The sequence below is a fragment of the Paraburkholderia franconis genome, from assembly GCF_009362735.1.
Classification (GTDB): Bacteria; Pseudomonadota; Gammaproteobacteria; order Burkholderiales; family Burkholderiaceae; genus Paraburkholderia; species Paraburkholderia franconis.
Genome location: NZ_WHNP01000040.1, coordinates 26583 through 42261 on the forward strand (window position 1 = coordinate 26583; position 15679 = coordinate 42261).

Below are 15679 nucleotides of genomic sequence, written 5' to 3' on the forward strand. Positions count from 1 at the left end.
CAATCTCGATCGTTCTGAAGAAAATGCCCGCCGTTCGGAGTGCGGATGCTGAGCACGCTTGCGATCGCCAATTATCGGTCGCTTCGCGATCTGATCGTGCCGCTCGGACGGCCGAACATCGTCAGGGGACCCAATGGAAGCGGCAAGTCGAGTGTGTGCCGCGCGTTGCGTCTGCTGGCAGCGACGGCGCGCGGCGGCGTCATTCCGTCGCTCGCGCGCGATCTGCCCGCATGGAAGTGGCCTGAGCGATAACGCTACGCACCGTGAAGGGCTACGCAACGTGCGCGATGCGCGAAGAACCGGGCGCCGTAATCGAGTGTTTCGCGACTGTAACAGCGACATGCAATTGAAATACCCCAGGGTCTTTCGCGAAACGGTAGGCAATAATCCGTAGATGGAAACGAGAAGTGCCGGGTGAAGAAGCGAAGCGCCCCCTTTGCGGCCGAAGCAATAGCGATAGCGCCGCTTAGGGGTTGTCCGGGTTGACCGGCGTTCGACCCGAGCCGGGCGGCGCATCGACGCGTGAGCGTGCATCGAACCGCTGCGCCGCGTTTGATCGGCCGTCTGCGTGCTGGCATACTCGTTCGCCACCGACTCGCCGCCGCGGGCCCGTATCATTGTCCGCCTGGAGACACACATGAGAATTGCGCAGATCGCCCCTTTGACCGAATCAGTGCCGCCGAAACTGTATGGCGGCACCGAACGGGTCGTGTCGTACATCACCGAGGCGCTCGTCGACCTCGGGCACGACGTGACGCTCTTTGCAAGCGGCGACTCCGTCACGAGCGCGAAGCTCGAAGCGGTGTGGCCGCGCGCGCTGCGGCTCGATCCGGGCATTCGAGACCGCATCGCGCCGCACATGCTGCTGATGGAACTCGTGCGCCGTCAGGCAGAAGATTTCGACGTGCTCCATTTCCACATGGACTACTACTCGTTTTCGGTGTTCAAGCGCCAGGACACGCCGTTCGTCACGACGTTGCACGGACGTCTCGATCTGCCCGAGCAGCAGCCGGTATTCGATACGTTCAACACGGCACCCGTCATCTCGATCTCGAACGCGCAGCGTCATCCGCTGCCGCAGGCGAAATGGCTTTCCACCGTCTATCACGGGCTGCCAGAAATGCTCTATGTGCCGCAACCCGTCGAGCAGAAGTACCTTGCGTTCCTCGGGCGCATTTCGCCTGAAAAGCGCGTCGATACGGCCATCCGCATCGCGGGCCGCTGCGGGCTGCCGATCCGCATCGCCGCGAAGGTGGACGCCGCCGACCGCGAGTACTTCGAACGCGACATCAAGCCGTTGCTCGATCTGCCGTATGTCGAATACATCGGCGAGATCGCCGACGAACAAAAGGCCGAATTCCTGTCGGGCGCGCATGCGCTGCTCTTTCCAATCGACTGGCCCGAGCCGTTCGGGCTCGTCATGATCGAGGCGATGGCGTGCGGCACGCCCGTCATCGCGTTCAATCGTGGTGCGGTGCCCGAAGTCGTCGACGACGGCGTGTCGGGCTTCATCGTCGAAGATGAAATAGGCGCGGTGGCCGCAATCAATCGTCTGCACAAGCTGCCGCGCGCGCTCGTGCGCAAGCGCTTTGAAGAACGCTTCACGTCGCACCGGATGGCGCGGGAGTACATCGAGGCGTATCAATCCGTGATCCGCGCGCAGAAGCGCTCGCGCTTCAAGGTGATCGACGCGTCGTCGAGCACTACCTGATGCGCGTCCGCACAGTCCACGTCAGCAGACGCAAAGGATCGCGGATAAAAATCGCGCATAAGAAAGGGCGATGCAGTGGGTAGCTGCATCGCCCTTTGTCATATTCGCCGTCGACGGTCTGCGACGCCGCACGGTTGATCGACAGCCTGCCGGAACACCGACTGCCTTGCGGACTTGCGTCCGCGTCCCCTCGCCATGCGCCAACAGCGGCCCGGCCCCGGTGCACGGAGGAAAGCGGGCCGCGCCGGCGTCACATCGTCAGATCTTCAGCCGCGATACCTTCGTGCCGTTCAGCGACACGTCGGCCATCAGGCCGGCATTCGTGAGCACGAAGGCCTGGACGGGGGCGGTGGCCGTCGTCGTGTCGACGGCGCCGTTCGCGCCGACCTTGACGAGCGCAACCGACGCATCCGCGCCCGCCGACCAGCCATCCGAATTGCGGAATTTGTCGAGCGCGTCCTGCGTCATGAAGAGGAAGATGATCGCCTTCGACTGCGCGCCCGCCGTCAGGCCGAACGAGCCGGAGACCGTGCTGTAGTATCCGACGGAGTGGCCGCCGACGCGCAGCGCGCCTTCACCGTACTGCCCGCCGACCACGAAGCCGACCTGCAGCACGGACGGGAACACGAGGACGCCACGCGCCTTCGAGACCAGCTCGCGCGACCCGCTGACCGAGGTGTACAGGCGCGACATCGTGCCGTCGACGCTGGCGTCGATCGACTGTCGTTTGGACATGTCGGTAGCGGCAGATTCTCCGCTGCTCTTGGTGGTGGTGCAGCCGGCCAGTGCAAGGCTTCCGAAAGCGAGCGCGGCGGTACTCTTCAGAATGAAGTTTCGTCTTTGCATCGTTTTTCTCCATCGTGGTTCCGGGGGTGCAGCCTCAGTTCACGCGGGTTGCCTGTTTAGTTATATCACACGCACAAGAAAGCAAGGGTCTTGCGAACATCGCGCAAACCCTTGTGCGACGGGCACTCTGGGGATGGTCAGCGAATCGTTGGGTAATTCTGGCCGGTCGGTGGCCGTATGCCGCAACCGCGTCCCGGCTGCGTCGAACGATCTCGCGATGTCATACGAATGGCTCGCTTCGCCGCGCTCTCCGTACCGTTCGGCTACGGTGAAGACAGGGCGTATTTACCGGTTTCTGCGCTGCGAAAAAATCGCTCGAAAGCCAATGGAAAGTGTTGCTGGAATGCCGCATCAGCGTCGGTTGCGCCACAATCGGCATGCGCACCGCATTGCCATAACATCTGTGCGGGCGAGCGCGCCTGGATTGTGCGAGCCAGCCAGTGCGCTAATGATTCGCCGGGCTCTTGTTCACGGGCGGCCTCCGCAGCGCGCGCCGCACCATCCCGATGACGAAGCCGATCGCGAAGATCGTTGCGGCCGGGACGACCCAATACCCGACGAACGCATGCCACAGATAGCTGGCGAGCGTGCTCTTGCGGACCTCGTATTCGTTGAGCGCGTCCTGCTGACGCGGCGCATTGGCCGCGAGCACGTCGGCGGGACAGCCGGCCGCGCGCGCATCGTCGGGCGTGCCGCGACACCGCGCGGCGGCGCCGGCGGCGCGTTGCGCATCGGTGAGCTGCCAGGTCGTGAGCGCGTTGTTCAGGTCGACCCGGTTGTAAGCCATCTCCTCCTGAATCTCGCGCACGGCGACGATCGCCACGGGCACCGCCCAGAATACGATCACCACCAGCCAGCGACGCAGCCAGCGATTCTTGTGTCTCCCAACCATCCTTGCCTCCGTGCGATGCGCGAGGGGCATCAACGACAAGCTGGCGGCCCGCGGGACTTGTTTTAGGTGGGGGTGGGCCGTCTGTGCAGCCATCATAGAAGAAAATGGCCCGCAAAGTGCAGGGCGCGATGCGCCGGGCAGCGCGGATATGTGCGTGGCATCGCAAGGCGCGCAAAGCGCCGGTGCGTGACGTGACGCGTGACACCGGCTACGCGCACGGCCCTAGCGCAAAAAAAAACGGCGCCCACACAACGGACGCCGCTTTTCGCGCTTTGCTGTTCGATTTCGCTTCATCCCGCGTAAAGGACGAAGCCACGAGACAGCGAACCGGACCTTCGTTAGCCCTTGTTGCTCAGGCAGGTCTTCATGAATGCCTTGCGATCGTCGCCTTTCTTGTCGCCGGCTTGCGTGTTGCACGCCTTCATCTTGTCCTGTTGCGACATCGGCGTGGAAGCAGCCGCCGGCGTGGCCGACAGGCAGCTCTTCATGAACGCCTTGCGCTCGTCGCCTTTCTTGTCGCCGGCCTGCTTGTTGCAATCGGCCATCTTCGTTTGCTGGCTGTTCGCGGCGAATGCCGGCGACGCGAGCAAGCCCGTCAGGGCGAGGGCGGTGATAATGGCTTGCATCTTCATGGGACACTCCATCACGGGTTGTGGATGTTGTTGATTCTCGTGAGACGGGCTTCGAGCCGGGCGGGTCGCCTTCGCTGTGATTGGCCGTCACCATTGCTTCGCATGGTGCCTGTCAGAACGAATGGACAGGGCAATCGGTTGACCGGGACACCGTTCGGAATGCACAGGTATTTCCCCAGGACCGCTAGTTCAAACAATCGGTACCGCTATGCTTGAGTCGTAACCATCCAGGAGTTTTCACTATGCACTATCTGTTGATCTACGATGTGTCATCCGATTATCTCGAACGCCGTGCCGAATTTCGTGGCGCGCATCTGAAGCTCGCATGGGCGGCCGCCGAGCGCGGCGAGCTGCTGTTGGCGGGCGCGCTGGCCGACCCCGTCGATACCGCTGTGCTGCTGTTCGAAGCCGATTCGCCCGAAGTGCCCGAAGCGTTCGCCAAAGCGGACCCGTACGTGCTCAATGGGCTCGTCACGCAATGGCGCGTGCGTCCCTGGACGACCGTCGTCGGCGAGCACGCGTCGACGCCCGTTCGTTGAACGCACATCCTTCGCTTGCACACTGCGAGTGCATCGCAGAAGACAAAAACGACGGTTCGTCGAAGCGATCGCGAGCGCCTCGCGCAGCGGAAAATATGCGGCTCAAATAGAAAATCCGTCTGCGCGATGGCGTTTTATGCCTGGCACATTAAGTTGATTCCACCTGCGCCTGTTTGTTGCGCATCGTCCACGTTCACACACATTTGTCATCGCGTCGGCGCGAGCATTGAGACGGTGTCGCGCGCTGTTCGTGCATTGCGCTGGACGTCGTGGTCGACGTCGTTTCTGTGACAGTCAAGCATTAAACGGCATAGCAAAAAGGACAAGTTTGTTTCTATCCGTAACACTTGCATTCAGTCATATTCAGACAAATCCTGGCGATGGTATGCTTCGTGCACAAATTCTCCCATGCACGAGTGAGACCACGTTTTGTGCGTCGTAGCGGTGAAACAGCGCACTATCGATGTGCGGTTTCGTAATACCGGCGCAAGAACGTATAAGCATATTGTGCAACCGGGGGCACGACACGAACCGTCCGATGAAGTTCGTGATTGTCCCAAGCCGCGGCCAGGCCAGGCTGCGTGGAGAACTCAATGTTTTTCGATGAGCTAAGCAATGACGAATGGGCTCAGCTGGCAGCGCTCGTTTCCGACGAGCCAGCCGTCCGTCTGAACCGACGCGGACGGCCCCGCGCCGAACCACGCATCGTGACAAACGCCGTCCTGTGGATACTGACCACTGGAGAACCCTGGTCGAAGCTTCCCGGTCGCTATCCGTCAGGCCCTACGTGCCGGCGACGATTCGAAGAGTGGCAGGCCAACGGCACGCTGGCCGAGATGATCCGCCGCCTCACGCAAATCGGGCGCACGTTCGCCTACATTCCCGAACCCACGCCGCCTGCACCACCCAAGCCCGCACCCGTTGTCGAAGCGCCGAAGCCGCGCGATGAGCTTGCTCGCGGTGTCTACTGGAAGAGCCCCGAGACGTGGAAATCGGCGGCCGACGAGCCGGGCGTCGCGAACGGCTCGCCGTTCGGCTGGCACGCGCTCGCGCCGATGGCCGACATCACGCGCCAGCTTGCGGGCTCGGCGGCCGTCGAGACGGGTTTCGTCGACACGCGCGCGCACGTAACCAGTCCCGTGCCTTCGGGCGATGCGTTCGGTAATCCGCAGGCCATGGGTGCGCCGACGATTGTGGCCATGACGCTCGATACGGCCCACATGCCACCGGACGTTGCCGCATCCGCAACTCACGGCCCCGAAGCCCGCGGCGACAGCTCGCCGACGGCCAGCGTCCACCACGCGCCACTGTGGATCGGCCACACGGAACCGCGCGGCCTGCAGTTCGCCGACCGCCACGGGTATGTGGTCTATGTCGCGGCGGAGCGCGTGCCCAACGACATGTTCCGCGCGTGGGCCGAGATCATGAAGGATGGCAAGCGCGTCGAACGTTCGGGCCTGATCGGCCCGCGTTTCGCCGATGCCGATGCCGCGCATCGTTTCGCGCTCGACTGGGCGCGTCAGTGGATCGATCGCGAATGCCGCGTCCACGAAGCGGCGGCAGAACAGCAAGCGAAGCAGAAGGCGAGTGCGATCGCGCCGCTGAGCGTCACGGCCGACGTCAGGCCCGTGGCGCGCGTGATCCCCGAGCTCACGCCGATGCCCGCGCTGATGGCGTCGAATGCAGGCGCGTCTGGCGCTTCGTCCGTTGCGTCGTCCGGCGATCCGCATCTGCCGCAGCCGCTGAATCCGCGTGTGATGCCGTTGCGCCGCTATCCGTCCCCGGATACGGCGATGGACACTGCGGTCGAGCGTTATCCGTCGAATCCGAAATTGATCACGCACGTCTGAAATTCCGGTGCTCGTGCGCAAACGTTTGCCAAAGCGAAGGAACCGGTAGCGTCGGCACCCGCGCGCGCCGCTCGCGCGCGGATTCATCTTCGATATTGCGTGCGTTTCGTCGAATCACCTCACGCAACATCGGTGGCGGGCGCAACAGCCCGCCACCCGCACTACGTTCGACGCCCGTAGCTATCGTCGAAGCGCACGATATCGTCTTCGCCGAGATACGAGCCTGACTGCACCTCGATGATTTCGAGCGGCATCTTGCCCGGATTCTCGAGGCGGTGCGTGATGCCGAGCGGGATATACGCCGACTCGTTTTCCGACACGATGAAGCGTTCGTCGCCGCGCGTGACGAGCGCCGTGCCGCGCACGACGATCCAGTGCTCGGCGCGATGATGATGCATCTGCAACGACAGCTGCGCGCCCGGCTTCACGACGATGCGCTTGACCTGAAAGCGCTCGCCCACGTCGACGGAATCGTAGTGGCCCCACGGGCGGTGCACCTTGCGATGGTTCACGGCCTCCGGGCGGTGCGCTTCACGGATACGGCCGACCACTTTCTTCACTTCCTGCACGCGGCGCTTGTCGGCGACGAGAATCGCGTCGTCCGTTTCCACGACGACCAGATCCTGCGTGCCGACGCACGCGATCAGGCGGCCTTCCGAATGCGCGAACGTGGACGCCGCACCTTCGAACATCACGTTGCCGCGGCCGACGTTGTCGTCGCTGTCCTTCGGCAGGATGTCCCAGATCGCATCCCACGAGCCGACGTCCGACCAGCCCGCATCGAGCGGCACCACGACGCCCGAGCACACCGACGTGTCGCCGCCCAACTGTTCCATCACCGCGTAGTCGATCGAATTGGACGGGCACGCGCCGAACGCCTCGCGCTGCACGCGAAAAAAGTCGCCGTCGGCCGCGCCTTGTTTATGCGCGGCTTCGCAGGCGTCGTAGATGGCGGGATGGAAGTGGCGCACGGCCTTGAGCCACGTCGACGCGCGCAGGATGAAGATGCCGCTGTTCCACCAGTACTCCTTCGACTCGACGTAGTGCTGCGCGAGTTCGAGATGCGGCTTTTCGACGAAGCGGTCGAGCTGATGCGCATCGATGGCGCCGTCGTCCTCGTTGCCGCTCGCGGGCAGCTGCGCGCCGATGTGGATATAGCCATAGCCCGTTTCAGCGCGCGTCGGCACGATGCCCATCGTCACGATAGGGCCGTTCGCCGCGTGCCGCGCGCCGGCCGCGACGGCCGCCCGAAAGCCGTCGAGATCGGCGACGGCATGATCCGCGGGCATCACGACCATGAGGCCGTCGTCGTCTTGCGCGAGCACCGTCAGCGCCGCAATGGTCAGCGCGGGCGCGGTATCGCGCGCGCAGGGTTCGAGAATGAGGCGGCTCGCCTTGCCGCTTACGCGCAACTGCTCGGCTGTCGTGAAGCGGTGCTCCTCGTTGCACACGACAACCAGTTGCTCCGCGACAGGGTAGCCGGCGTCGAGTCCGTCGAGCCGGCGCGTGGTCGATTGCAGCAGCGAGTCTTCGCCGAGCAGGCCGATCAGCTGCTTCGGATGCTGTTCGCGCGACATCGGCCACAGACGCGTACCCGAGCCGCCGGCCAGAATGACGGGATGAATCTTGAGCTTCACATTGAGCCGGTTCTGATTCGCCTGTCGATTGTCGACGGCCGACGCCGTAGCAGTCATGGTGATAACTCCTCGAAGCGGGGGAAATGGCCTCGTTTTATCACGTCGTAAAAACGCAATAAATCGACATCGGATTTATTTTGCCGTCCATAATTGAAAACGCCGGATGCGCGTTAAATTTCAGATTCGCAAATATTAAAAAATCAAAATAAATTCGATTCGAAATCGGTGTGACATAAGTTGCGCTGAGGAAAATAAAGAAGGTGACGCGGCGTCGTCCTATAAGCAATCCGCATCGCCAAGAGAAATAAAGCGGAGAAAGGGACAAGAAAAATCGCGGCAAATATGCGAATTCCGAATATTTCGGCAATAATTACCGAACAAATGCAGAAAAAATAATGCAACTCCTGCCGATACATTTTGAGATTTTTTGCTGTCTTGCTACGCGAATTTTAATGCCGCTTTATCTAGGCTTGAACGAGGGTATTCACTCATCGCGGCAATCGCTTCGCAATAGAGATTGCAATGCCGATTGCAATTCGTTTGAAAAGATGCGCGGCAATAAGCCTTGGCCAGCCGCGATGCGCGTCCGCCAAACCAATGACCCTATCGGCAATAGCCGCGCGGCAAACGTCGCGCATCGATCGACAGACCGTGGACAAAACTTGATTGACCCGACAGACAAGGCGAGGTGCAGCAGATGCTGAGCGTTCTATCGAGAATCATCGACATCGGCATGGTGGCGCTCGGCGCGCTGATCGCGTCGGCCGTGCACAATGGACGCTTCGTGTGGCTCGACGACATGCAAAGCGTGTCGCTCGCGTTCGACTGCCTGCTCGTGATCCTGTTCTTTCCCGCGCTCGGCATCTATCAGTCGTGGCGCGGCAAGCCGATTTACGACCTGTTGTGGCGCGTGTCGATGGGCTGGCTGATGGCCGAGATGACGGGCATTCTGATGGGCTTCAGCCTGCACCGCTCGGACATGCTGTCCCGCCTGTGGCTCGCGTACTGGGCGGTCGCGACCGTGGTGCTGCTGGTCGTATCGAAAGCGGCCGTGCATGCCGTGCTGCGCGGCTTGCGTCGCGAGGGCTACAACCAGAAGAAGGTGGCCATCGTCGGCGGCGCGCCGTATGGCAAGTTCCTGATCGACCAGATGCGCAGCCGTCCCGAGGCGGGCTTCAGCCCCGTCGTCGTCTATGACGAAGACGATAGCCGCAGCCACTACGAGGACACCGACGGGCCTCAAACGATCGCGGGCGTGCCCGTGAAGCGCGACTACGCGGCGATGATCGACGAGATGCGCCGCCGTTCGGTGCGTGAGTTGTGGATGGCGCTGCCGATGTCGAAAGAGAAGCTCATCCATCGCTTCGTGATGGAGTTCCGCAACGACTTCGTGAACATCCGCTTTATCCCCGATGTGCGCAGCCTCACGCTCTTCAGTCAGCCGATGGTCGATCTGCTCGGCGTGCCCGCGATCAATCTCGCCGCGTCGCCGATCACCGATCTGCGCGTGCTGCCCAAGCGGGTGTTCGACCGGCTGTTCGCGCTTGCCGCGTTGACGGCGCTCGCGCCGCTGATGCTCGCGATCGCGGCGGCCGTCAAGCTGTCGTCGCCGGGCCCCGTGTTCTTCCGTCAACGGCGCAAGGGTATCGACGGACGCGAGTTCGAAATCTTCAAGTTCCGCTCGATGAAGGTGCACAAGGAAGAAGCGGGCAGGCTCACGCAGGCCACGCGCCGCGATCCGCGCATCACGCCCGTCGGCGCGTTCCTGCGCCGCACGAGCCTCGACGAGCTGCCGCAGTTCATCAACGTGCTGCGCGGCGAGATGTCCGTGGTCGGTCCGCGTCCGCACGCGCTCGAGCACGACGACATCTACAAGGACCTGGTGAAGGGCTACATGCACCGCTACCGGATCAAGCCGGGCATCACCGGCTGGGCGCAGATCAACGGCTATCGCGGCGAAACCGATCGCATCGAAAAGATGATGGGCCGCGTGAAGCTCGACCTGTACTACATGCAGCACTGGAGCTTCTGGCTCGACATCAAGATCGTGGGCCTCACGCTGTGGAAGGGCTTCGCGGGCAGCAACGCGTACTGAGCGCACCACGCATTCTTCACTCACTGAACCATTCAATCTCCGAGGTGTGATTCATGAACCTGACGATCGTTGGAACCGGATACGTAGGCCTCGTGACGGGCGCCTGTCTTGCCGACATCGGGCACGACGTACTCTGCCTCGATGTCGATCAGCGCAAGATCGACGTGCTGAACGACGGCGGCGTGCCGATCCATGAGCCGGGTCTGCTGGAGATCATCGCGCGCAACCGCAAGGCGCGGCGCCTCAAGTTTTCGACGGATATCGAAGCGGCCGTCGCGCATGGCGACATCCAGTTCATCGCGGTCGGCACGCCGCCCGACGAAGACGGCTCCGCCGATCTGCAATACGTGCTCGGCGCCGCGCGCAATATCGGCCGCCACATGAAGGGCTTCAAGGTGATCGTCGACAAGTCGACGGTGCCCGTCGGCACCGCGCGCCGCGTCGCGCAGGCCGTGCAGGAAGAGCTGGACAGGCGCGGCGTGAAGCAGATGTTCTCGGTCGTGTCGAACCCCGAGTTCCTGAAGGAAGGCGCCGCCGTCGACGACTTCACGCGCCCCGACCGCATCATTCTCGGCTGCGACGACGACGTGCCCGGCGAAAAGGCGCGCGAACTGATGAAGCGCCTCTATGCGCCGTTCAACCGCAACCACGAGCGCACGCTCTACATGGACGTGCGTTCCGCCGAGTTCACGAAGTACGCGGCCAACGCGATGCTCGCGACCCGCATCTCGTTCATGAACGACCTCGCGAATCTCGCGGACCGCGTGGGTGCCGACATCGAAGCCGTGCGCCGCGGCATGGGCTCCGATCCGCGCATCGGCTACGACTTCCTGTATGCGGGCTGCGGCTATGGTGGCTCGTGCTTCCCGAAGGACGTGCAGGCGCTGATCCGCACGGGCAGCGAAATGGGCCACACGCTGCGCATTCTCGAAGCGGTGGAAGCCGTCAACGAAACGCAGAAGAAGATCGTCGCGCAGAAGATCGTCGCGCGCATGGGCGAGGATCTGTCGGATCGCACGTTCGCCGTCTGGGGCCTGGCGTTCAAGCCGAACACCGACGACATGCGCGAAGCGCCGAGCCGCGCGCTGATCGCGGAACTGCTTGCACGCGGCGCGAAAGTCGTCGCCTATGACCCCGTTGCGATCGACGAAGCGAAGCGCGTGTTCGCACTCGATCTGCACGGCAAGCCGCAGCATCTCGCGCGGCTCGCGTTCGCGCACGAAGAGATGCAGGCCGCAGAACGAGCCGATGCGCTCGTGATCCTCACCGAATGGAAGGTCTTCAAGAGTCCGGACTTCGACAGCCTCAAGGCGCTGCTGAAAGCGCCGCTGATCTTCGACGGTCGCAATCTGTACGAACCGGAAACGCTGCGCGAGCTCGGCATCGAGTATCACGCGATCGGACGTCAGCACGCGCAGCCCGAGGCGTCCGCGCGTGATCTCGCATCGCTCGCGGCCGCCGCGCTGTAACCGGCGAACGTCATCGACTTTCCTGAGAGGCCGCTCATGTTCGCGAACGTCCTGATCGTCTGCCACGCCAACGTGTGCCGCTCGCCCGCCGCCGAGCGGCTCTTCAGGTCCCGTCAGCACGAGCGCGGCGCGCTGTCCATCGCGTTCCGCTCGGCGGGCTTGCGCGCGATCGACGGACTCGGCATGGACCCCGTGATGCGGCGTCTGCTCGAAGAACGCGGCGTCGAGAGCGGCGTGCATCGCGCGCGGCGGCTCGACGGCCGCATCGTGCGCGAAGCCGATCTGATCCTCGTCACCGAACAGCGGCAAGTGAAAGACGTGGAAGCGCTCGAGCCCACTTCGCGCGGCAAGGTCTATCCGCTCGGCAAGTGGGAGAACACCGATGTCGTCGATCCGTATGGGCTCGACGAAGGCGTCTATCGCGAGAGCCTCGCGCACATCGAACACCTGGTCATCGGATGGCTGAAAAAAATATGCTGAAGCGAAACATCACGCTATCTATTCTGCTGACGACTTTTCTGTCGGCTTGCGCGACGGCGCCGGGTAATTACCTCGACACGTCGCGTCTGAGGGACGAGCCGCAGAGCGCGCCGAAGGAGACGTATCCCGTCAGGCTGATCGACTCGGATCTCATCGTGCAGCAGGCCCAGATGAAAACGGCGGCACAGGTGCTGCCGCCGCCGGGCCCGTTTGCCGATCCGACGCAGTACGTCTATCGCGTCGCGCCGCAGGATATTCTCGGCATCACCGTGTGGGACCACCCGGAACTGACGACGCCGAACGGCAGCACGCTGTCCGCGGGCGGCAACACGACACAGACGCTCGGCGGCGCGCTTCAGCAGCCGTACACGCAGGCGCTGCCGGGGCAGGCCGATCCATACGGCCAGACGGTCGCGCCCGACGGGACGATCTATTTCCCGTTCGTCGGCCGCATCCGCGCGGCCGGCAAGACGACGGCGCAGATCCGCGAGGAGCTGGCCACGAAGCTCGTGCCGTATATCCGCAATCCGCAAGTCGATGTGCGCGTGCTGTCGTATCGCAGCCAGAAGGTGCAGGTGACGGGCGACGTGAAGTCGCCGGGTCCGCTCGCGATGTCCGATGTGCCGCTCACGCTGGTCGACGCAATCACGCGCTCGGGCGGCTCGACGGCCGATGCCGACCTGCAGCGCGTGCGCCTCACGCGCAAGAACCAGCTCTATGTGCTCGACGCGAACGGTCTGCTCGATCGCGGCGACACGACACAGAACGTGATGCTCGAAGCGGGAGACATCGTGAACGTGCCTGACCGTAGCGACAGCCGCATCTTCGTGATGGGCGAAGTGAAGACGCCGATGCCCGTCACGATGATCAAGGGCACGCTGACGATCGCCGATGCGCTCACGCAAGCGGGCGGCATTCTCGATACCGACGCGAACCCGCGCCAGATCTACGTGATGCGCGGTATGAAGGACAGGCCGGCCACGCCCGACGTGTATCGCCTCGACATGACGCAGCCCGACGCGATCATGCTGTCGTCGCAATTCCAGTTGCAGCCGATGGACGTGGTGTATGTGGGCACCGCGGCATCGACGACCTTCAACCGCGTCTTGCAGCAGGTACTGCCGACGTTGCAGAGCGTGTTCTATCTGAAGCAGCTGACGCGCTGATAGCAAGCAGACGCAACGCCTGAACCGCCGACGGCGTCCCGGCGCTTCGCATCCGGAACACGAACGGGTGCAACGCGCCGGATGTCCGTCGGCGACCCGATCCGGGTCACAACCCTGAGCACTCGAGCGAGCATCCAAGTGAGCACTCAAGCGAATCCCCATCTGGCCATGCAGGCCAGGACCGAAGAAGAGGACGTGGTCCTCGGCCAATTGCTGCAGGTGATCCTCGACGACATCTGGTGGCTGATCGGCATTGCGTTCGCGATCGTCGCGATCGCCGGCTTCTACTGCTATGTCGCGCGGCCCGTGTATTCCGCCGATGCGCACGTGCGCGTCGAAGCGTCCGACAACACGTCACAGGCGCTCACGCAGACGCAAACGGGCGCGACGATCTCGACGGGACAGACGACCGTTCCCACCGACGCAGAGATCGAAATGATCAAGAGCCGCGGCGTGGTTGCGCCCGTCGTTCAGCAGATGAAGCTGAACTTCTCGGTGACGCCGAAGACGATCCCGATCCTCGGCAGCCTTGCCGCGCGTCTCGCAACGCCGGGCGAGCCTGCGAAGCCGTGGCTCGGACTCCGCTCGTATGCGTGGGGCGGCGAAGTGGCCAACGTCGACTCCATCGACGTGACGCCCGCGCTCGAAGGCAAGAAGCTCGTCCTCACCGCGCTCGACAACGGACGCTACGCGCTGATGTCGCCTGACGGCGTATTGCTGTTGCGCGGCGAGGCGGGCCAGCCCGCGCAGGGCGGCGGCGTGTCGATACTCGTCAACAGGCTGGTCGCGCGGCCCGGCACGCAGTTCACCGTGATGCGCGCGAACGATCTCGATGCGATAGGCGCGTTTCAGTCGGCGATCAACGTGCAGGAGCAGGGCAAGCAGACGGGCGTGATCTCGATCTCGCTCGAAGACCAGGACCCGGCGCACGCGGCCGCCGTCGCCAATGCGCTCGCGCAGTCGTACTTGCACGAGCACATCAAGACGAAGCAGGCCGACGCGAGCAAGATGCTCGACTTCCTGAAGAGCGAAGAGCCGCGTCTGAAGGGCGATCTCGAACGCGCCGAGGCCGCGCTCACCGCGTACCAGAGCAAGAGCGGCTCGATCAATGCAAGCGACGAAGCGAAGGTCTATCTGGAAGGCAGCATCCAGTACGAGCAGCAGATTTCGGCGCTGCGCCTGCAGATCTCGCAGCTCGAACAGCGCTACGGCGACGATCACCCGATGATCAAGGCTGCGCAGGAACAGATGACCGAGTTGCAGGCGCAGCGCGCGAAATACGCGGACCGCTTCCGCGATCTGCCCGCGACGGAAGTGAAGGCCGTGCAGCTGCAACGCGATGCGAAGGTCGCCGAAGACATCTACGTGCTGCTGCTGAATCGCGTGCAGGAACTCGCCGTGCAGAAGGCGGGCACGGGCGGCAACGTGCATATCGTCGACGCGGCGCTGCGTCCAGGCTCGCCCGTCAAGCCGAAGAAGGTGCTGATCCTGTCGGCGGCAACGATACTCGGGCTCATCGTCGGCACGGGCTTCGTGTTCCTGCGCCGCAACATGTTCAAGGGCATCGACGACCCGGAGACGGTCGAACGCGCATTTCATCTGCCCGTGTACGGCCTCGTGCCGCTGTCGGCGGAGCAGGCCGTGCTCGAAAGCGCCGCGGCGCGCGGTGGTACGCAGCAGCGCGAAGTGCTCGCGAACGCAAAGCCGAAGGACGTGTGCATCGAAAGCCTGCGCAGCCTGCGCACGTCGATGCAGTTCACGCTGCAGGACGCGCGCAATCGCATCGTGATGTTCACGGGGCCGATGCCGGGCGTCGGCAAGAGCTTTCTCACGATCAATCTCGGCGTGCTGCTCGCGCATTCGGGCAAGCGCGTGCTGATGATCGACGGCGACATGCGGCGCGGCGCGCTCGAAAGACATTTGGGCGGCACGCAGGAGAACGGGCTGTCCGAGCTGCTGAGCGGCCAGATCTCGCTCGAAGAAGCCGTGCGCGCAACGGAGATCGACAACCTCGCGTTCATCTCGTGTGGCCATCGTCCGCCGAATCCATCGGAGCTGCTGATGTCACCGCGTCTGCCGCAATACCTCGACGGACTGGCGCGGCGCTACGACGTGATCCTGATCGACACGCCGCCCGTGCTCGCCGTGACCGATGCGTCGATCATCGGCGGTCATGCGGGCTCGACGTTCTTCGTCGTGCGCTCGGGCATGCACAGCGAAGGCGAGCTTGCCGATGCGTTGAAGCGTCTGCATTCGGCGGGCGTCCACGTGCAGGGTGCGATCTTCAACGCGATGCCGCCGCGCGCGCGCGGCAACTACGACCGCAGCTACGCGGCCGTACAGGAATACCTGAGCACCTGAC

At 63.4% G+C, this 15679-nt stretch carries 12 protein-coding genes and 1 pseudogene; 9 read left to right on the top strand and 4 right to left on the bottom strand.

Annotated features, from left to right (window positions below; translation table 11 throughout):
- Nucleotides 1-45: 45 nt before the first annotated feature.
- Both GCT13_RS31385 and GCT13_RS31390 read left to right on the top strand, forming a co-directional pair.
- Nucleotides 46-249, top strand: a pseudogene (locus tag GCT13_RS31385) (AAA family ATPase); the annotation flags it as partial.
- Nucleotides 250-637: 388 nt separating this feature from the next.
- Complete coding sequence (locus tag GCT13_RS31390; protein ID WP_152764788.1) at nucleotides 638-1711, top strand: glycosyltransferase family 4 protein; 1074 nt, start codon at nucleotides 638-640, stop codon at nucleotides 1709-1711.
- Between the two features lie 258 nt (nucleotides 1712-1969).
- Here the strand turns inward: GCT13_RS31390 and GCT13_RS31395 are convergent, their stop codons facing one another.
- From GCT13_RS31395 to GCT13_RS31405, 3 genes are all read right to left on the bottom strand, one after another.
- Entirely contained in the window at nucleotides 1970-2557 is a 588-nt protein-coding gene (locus tag GCT13_RS31395) for a BPSL1445 family SYLF domain-containing lipoprotein (protein WP_152764790.1), read from the bottom strand.
- A 445-nt stretch (nucleotides 2558-3002) separates the two neighbouring features.
- Complete coding sequence (locus GCT13_RS31400) at nucleotides 3003-3449, bottom strand: hypothetical protein (protein ID WP_152764792.1); 447 nt, start codon at nucleotides 3447-3449, stop codon at nucleotides 3003-3005.
- Nucleotides 3450-3787: 338 nt separating this feature from the next.
- A complete protein-coding gene (locus tag GCT13_RS31405; protein WP_152764794.1) occupies nucleotides 3788-4081 on the bottom strand; it encodes a PsiF family protein in 294 nt (97 codons plus the stop codon).
- A 242-nt stretch (nucleotides 4082-4323) separates the two neighbouring features.
- Here GCT13_RS31405 and GCT13_RS31410 point away from each other — a divergent pair, with 242 nt between their 5' ends.
- Both GCT13_RS31410 and GCT13_RS51340 read left to right on the top strand, forming a co-directional pair.
- Nucleotides 4324-4620 carry a YciI-like protein gene (locus GCT13_RS31410; protein WP_152764796.1) on the top strand — a complete coding sequence of 99 codons (297 nt, stop codon included), beginning with the start codon at nucleotides 4324-4326 and terminating at the stop codon, nucleotides 4618-4620.
- Nucleotides 4621-5213: 593 nt separating this feature from the next.
- Complete coding sequence (locus tag GCT13_RS51340) at nucleotides 5214-6470, top strand: transposase (RefSeq protein ID WP_152764798.1); 1257 nt, start codon at nucleotides 5214-5216, stop codon at nucleotides 6468-6470.
- Between the two features lie 161 nt (nucleotides 6471-6631).
- Here GCT13_RS51340 and GCT13_RS31420 read toward each other — a convergent pair whose 3' ends face one another.
- A complete protein-coding gene (locus tag GCT13_RS31420) occupies nucleotides 6632-8164 on the bottom strand; it encodes a mannose-1-phosphate guanylyltransferase/mannose-6-phosphate isomerase (protein ID WP_152764800.1) in 1533 nt (510 codons plus the stop codon).
- A gap of 640 nt (nucleotides 8165-8804) precedes the next feature.
- Between GCT13_RS31420 and GCT13_RS31425 the strand changes: the two genes are divergently transcribed.
- The 5 genes from GCT13_RS31425 (at nucleotide 8805) to GCT13_RS31445 (ending at nucleotide 15678) form a co-directional block, all read left to right on the top strand.
- Nucleotides 8805-10202: an undecaprenyl-phosphate glucose phosphotransferase gene (locus tag GCT13_RS31425; protein WP_152764803.1), complete on the top strand. Its 1398-nt coding sequence runs from the start codon at nucleotides 8805-8807 to the stop codon at nucleotides 10200-10202.
- Nucleotides 10203-10255: 53 nt separating this feature from the next.
- The gene (locus tag GCT13_RS31430; RefSeq protein ID WP_152764805.1) at nucleotides 10256-11671 is read left to right on the top strand and encodes a UDP-glucose dehydrogenase family protein; all 1416 of its coding nucleotides are present in this window, start codon (nucleotides 10256-10258) and stop codon (nucleotides 11669-11671) included.
- 36 nt (nucleotides 11672-11707) lie between these two features.
- Nucleotides 11708-12151: a low molecular weight protein-tyrosine-phosphatase gene (locus tag GCT13_RS31435; RefSeq protein ID WP_152764808.1), complete on the top strand. Its 444-nt coding sequence runs from the start codon at nucleotides 11708-11710 to the stop codon at nucleotides 12149-12151.
- Nucleotides 12145-13317 carry a polysaccharide biosynthesis/export family protein gene (locus GCT13_RS31440; protein WP_152764810.1) on the top strand — a complete coding sequence of 391 codons (1173 nt, stop codon included), beginning with the start codon at nucleotides 12145-12147 and terminating at the stop codon, nucleotides 13315-13317. The genes GCT13_RS31435 and GCT13_RS31440 overlap by 7 nt, the downstream gene beginning before the upstream one ends.
- A 168-nt stretch (nucleotides 13318-13485) precedes the next feature.
- Complete coding sequence (locus GCT13_RS31445) at nucleotides 13486-15678, top strand: polysaccharide biosynthesis tyrosine autokinase (RefSeq protein WP_152764851.1); 2193 nt, start codon at nucleotides 13486-13488, stop codon at nucleotides 15676-15678.
- Nucleotide 15679: the final 1 nt, after the last annotated feature.

Excerpts from the sequence above, each read along its gene's own strand:
- GCT13_RS31390 (WP_152764788.1), top strand. The coding sequence starts at position 638 with ATGAGAATTGCGCAGATCGCCCCTTTGACCGAATCAGTGCCGCCGAAA.
- GCT13_RS31395 (WP_152764790.1), bottom strand. The coding sequence starts at position 2,557 with ATGCAAAGACGAAACTTCATTCTGAAGAGTACCGCCGCGCTCGCTTTC.
- GCT13_RS31400 (WP_152764792.1), bottom strand. The coding sequence starts at position 3,449 with ATGGTTGGGAGACACAAGAATCGCTGGCTGCGTCGCTGGCTGGTGGTG.
- GCT13_RS31405 (WP_152764794.1), bottom strand. The coding sequence starts at position 4,081 with ATGAAGATGCAAGCCATTATCACCGCCCTCGCCCTGACGGGCTTGCTC.
- GCT13_RS31410 (WP_152764796.1), top strand. The coding sequence starts at position 4,324 with ATGCACTATCTGTTGATCTACGATGTGTCATCCGATTATCTCGAACGC.
- GCT13_RS51340 (WP_152764798.1), top strand. The coding sequence starts at position 5,214 with ATGTTTTTCGATGAGCTAAGCAATGACGAATGGGCTCAGCTGGCAGCG.
- GCT13_RS31420 (WP_152764800.1), bottom strand. The coding sequence starts at position 8,164 with ATGACTGCTACGGCGTCGGCCGTCGACAATCGACAGGCGAATCAGAAC.
- GCT13_RS31425 (WP_152764803.1), top strand. The coding sequence starts at position 8,805 with ATGCTGAGCGTTCTATCGAGAATCATCGACATCGGCATGGTGGCGCTC.
- GCT13_RS31430 (WP_152764805.1), top strand. The coding sequence starts at position 10,256 with ATGAACCTGACGATCGTTGGAACCGGATACGTAGGCCTCGTGACGGGC.
- GCT13_RS31435 (WP_152764808.1), top strand. The coding sequence starts at position 11,708 with ATGTTCGCGAACGTCCTGATCGTCTGCCACGCCAACGTGTGCCGCTCG.
- GCT13_RS31440 (WP_152764810.1), top strand. The coding sequence starts at position 12,145 with ATGCTGAAGCGAAACATCACGCTATCTATTCTGCTGACGACTTTTCTG.
- GCT13_RS31445 (WP_152764851.1), top strand. The coding sequence starts at position 13,486 with ATGCAGGCCAGGACCGAAGAAGAGGACGTGGTCCTCGGCCAATTGCTG.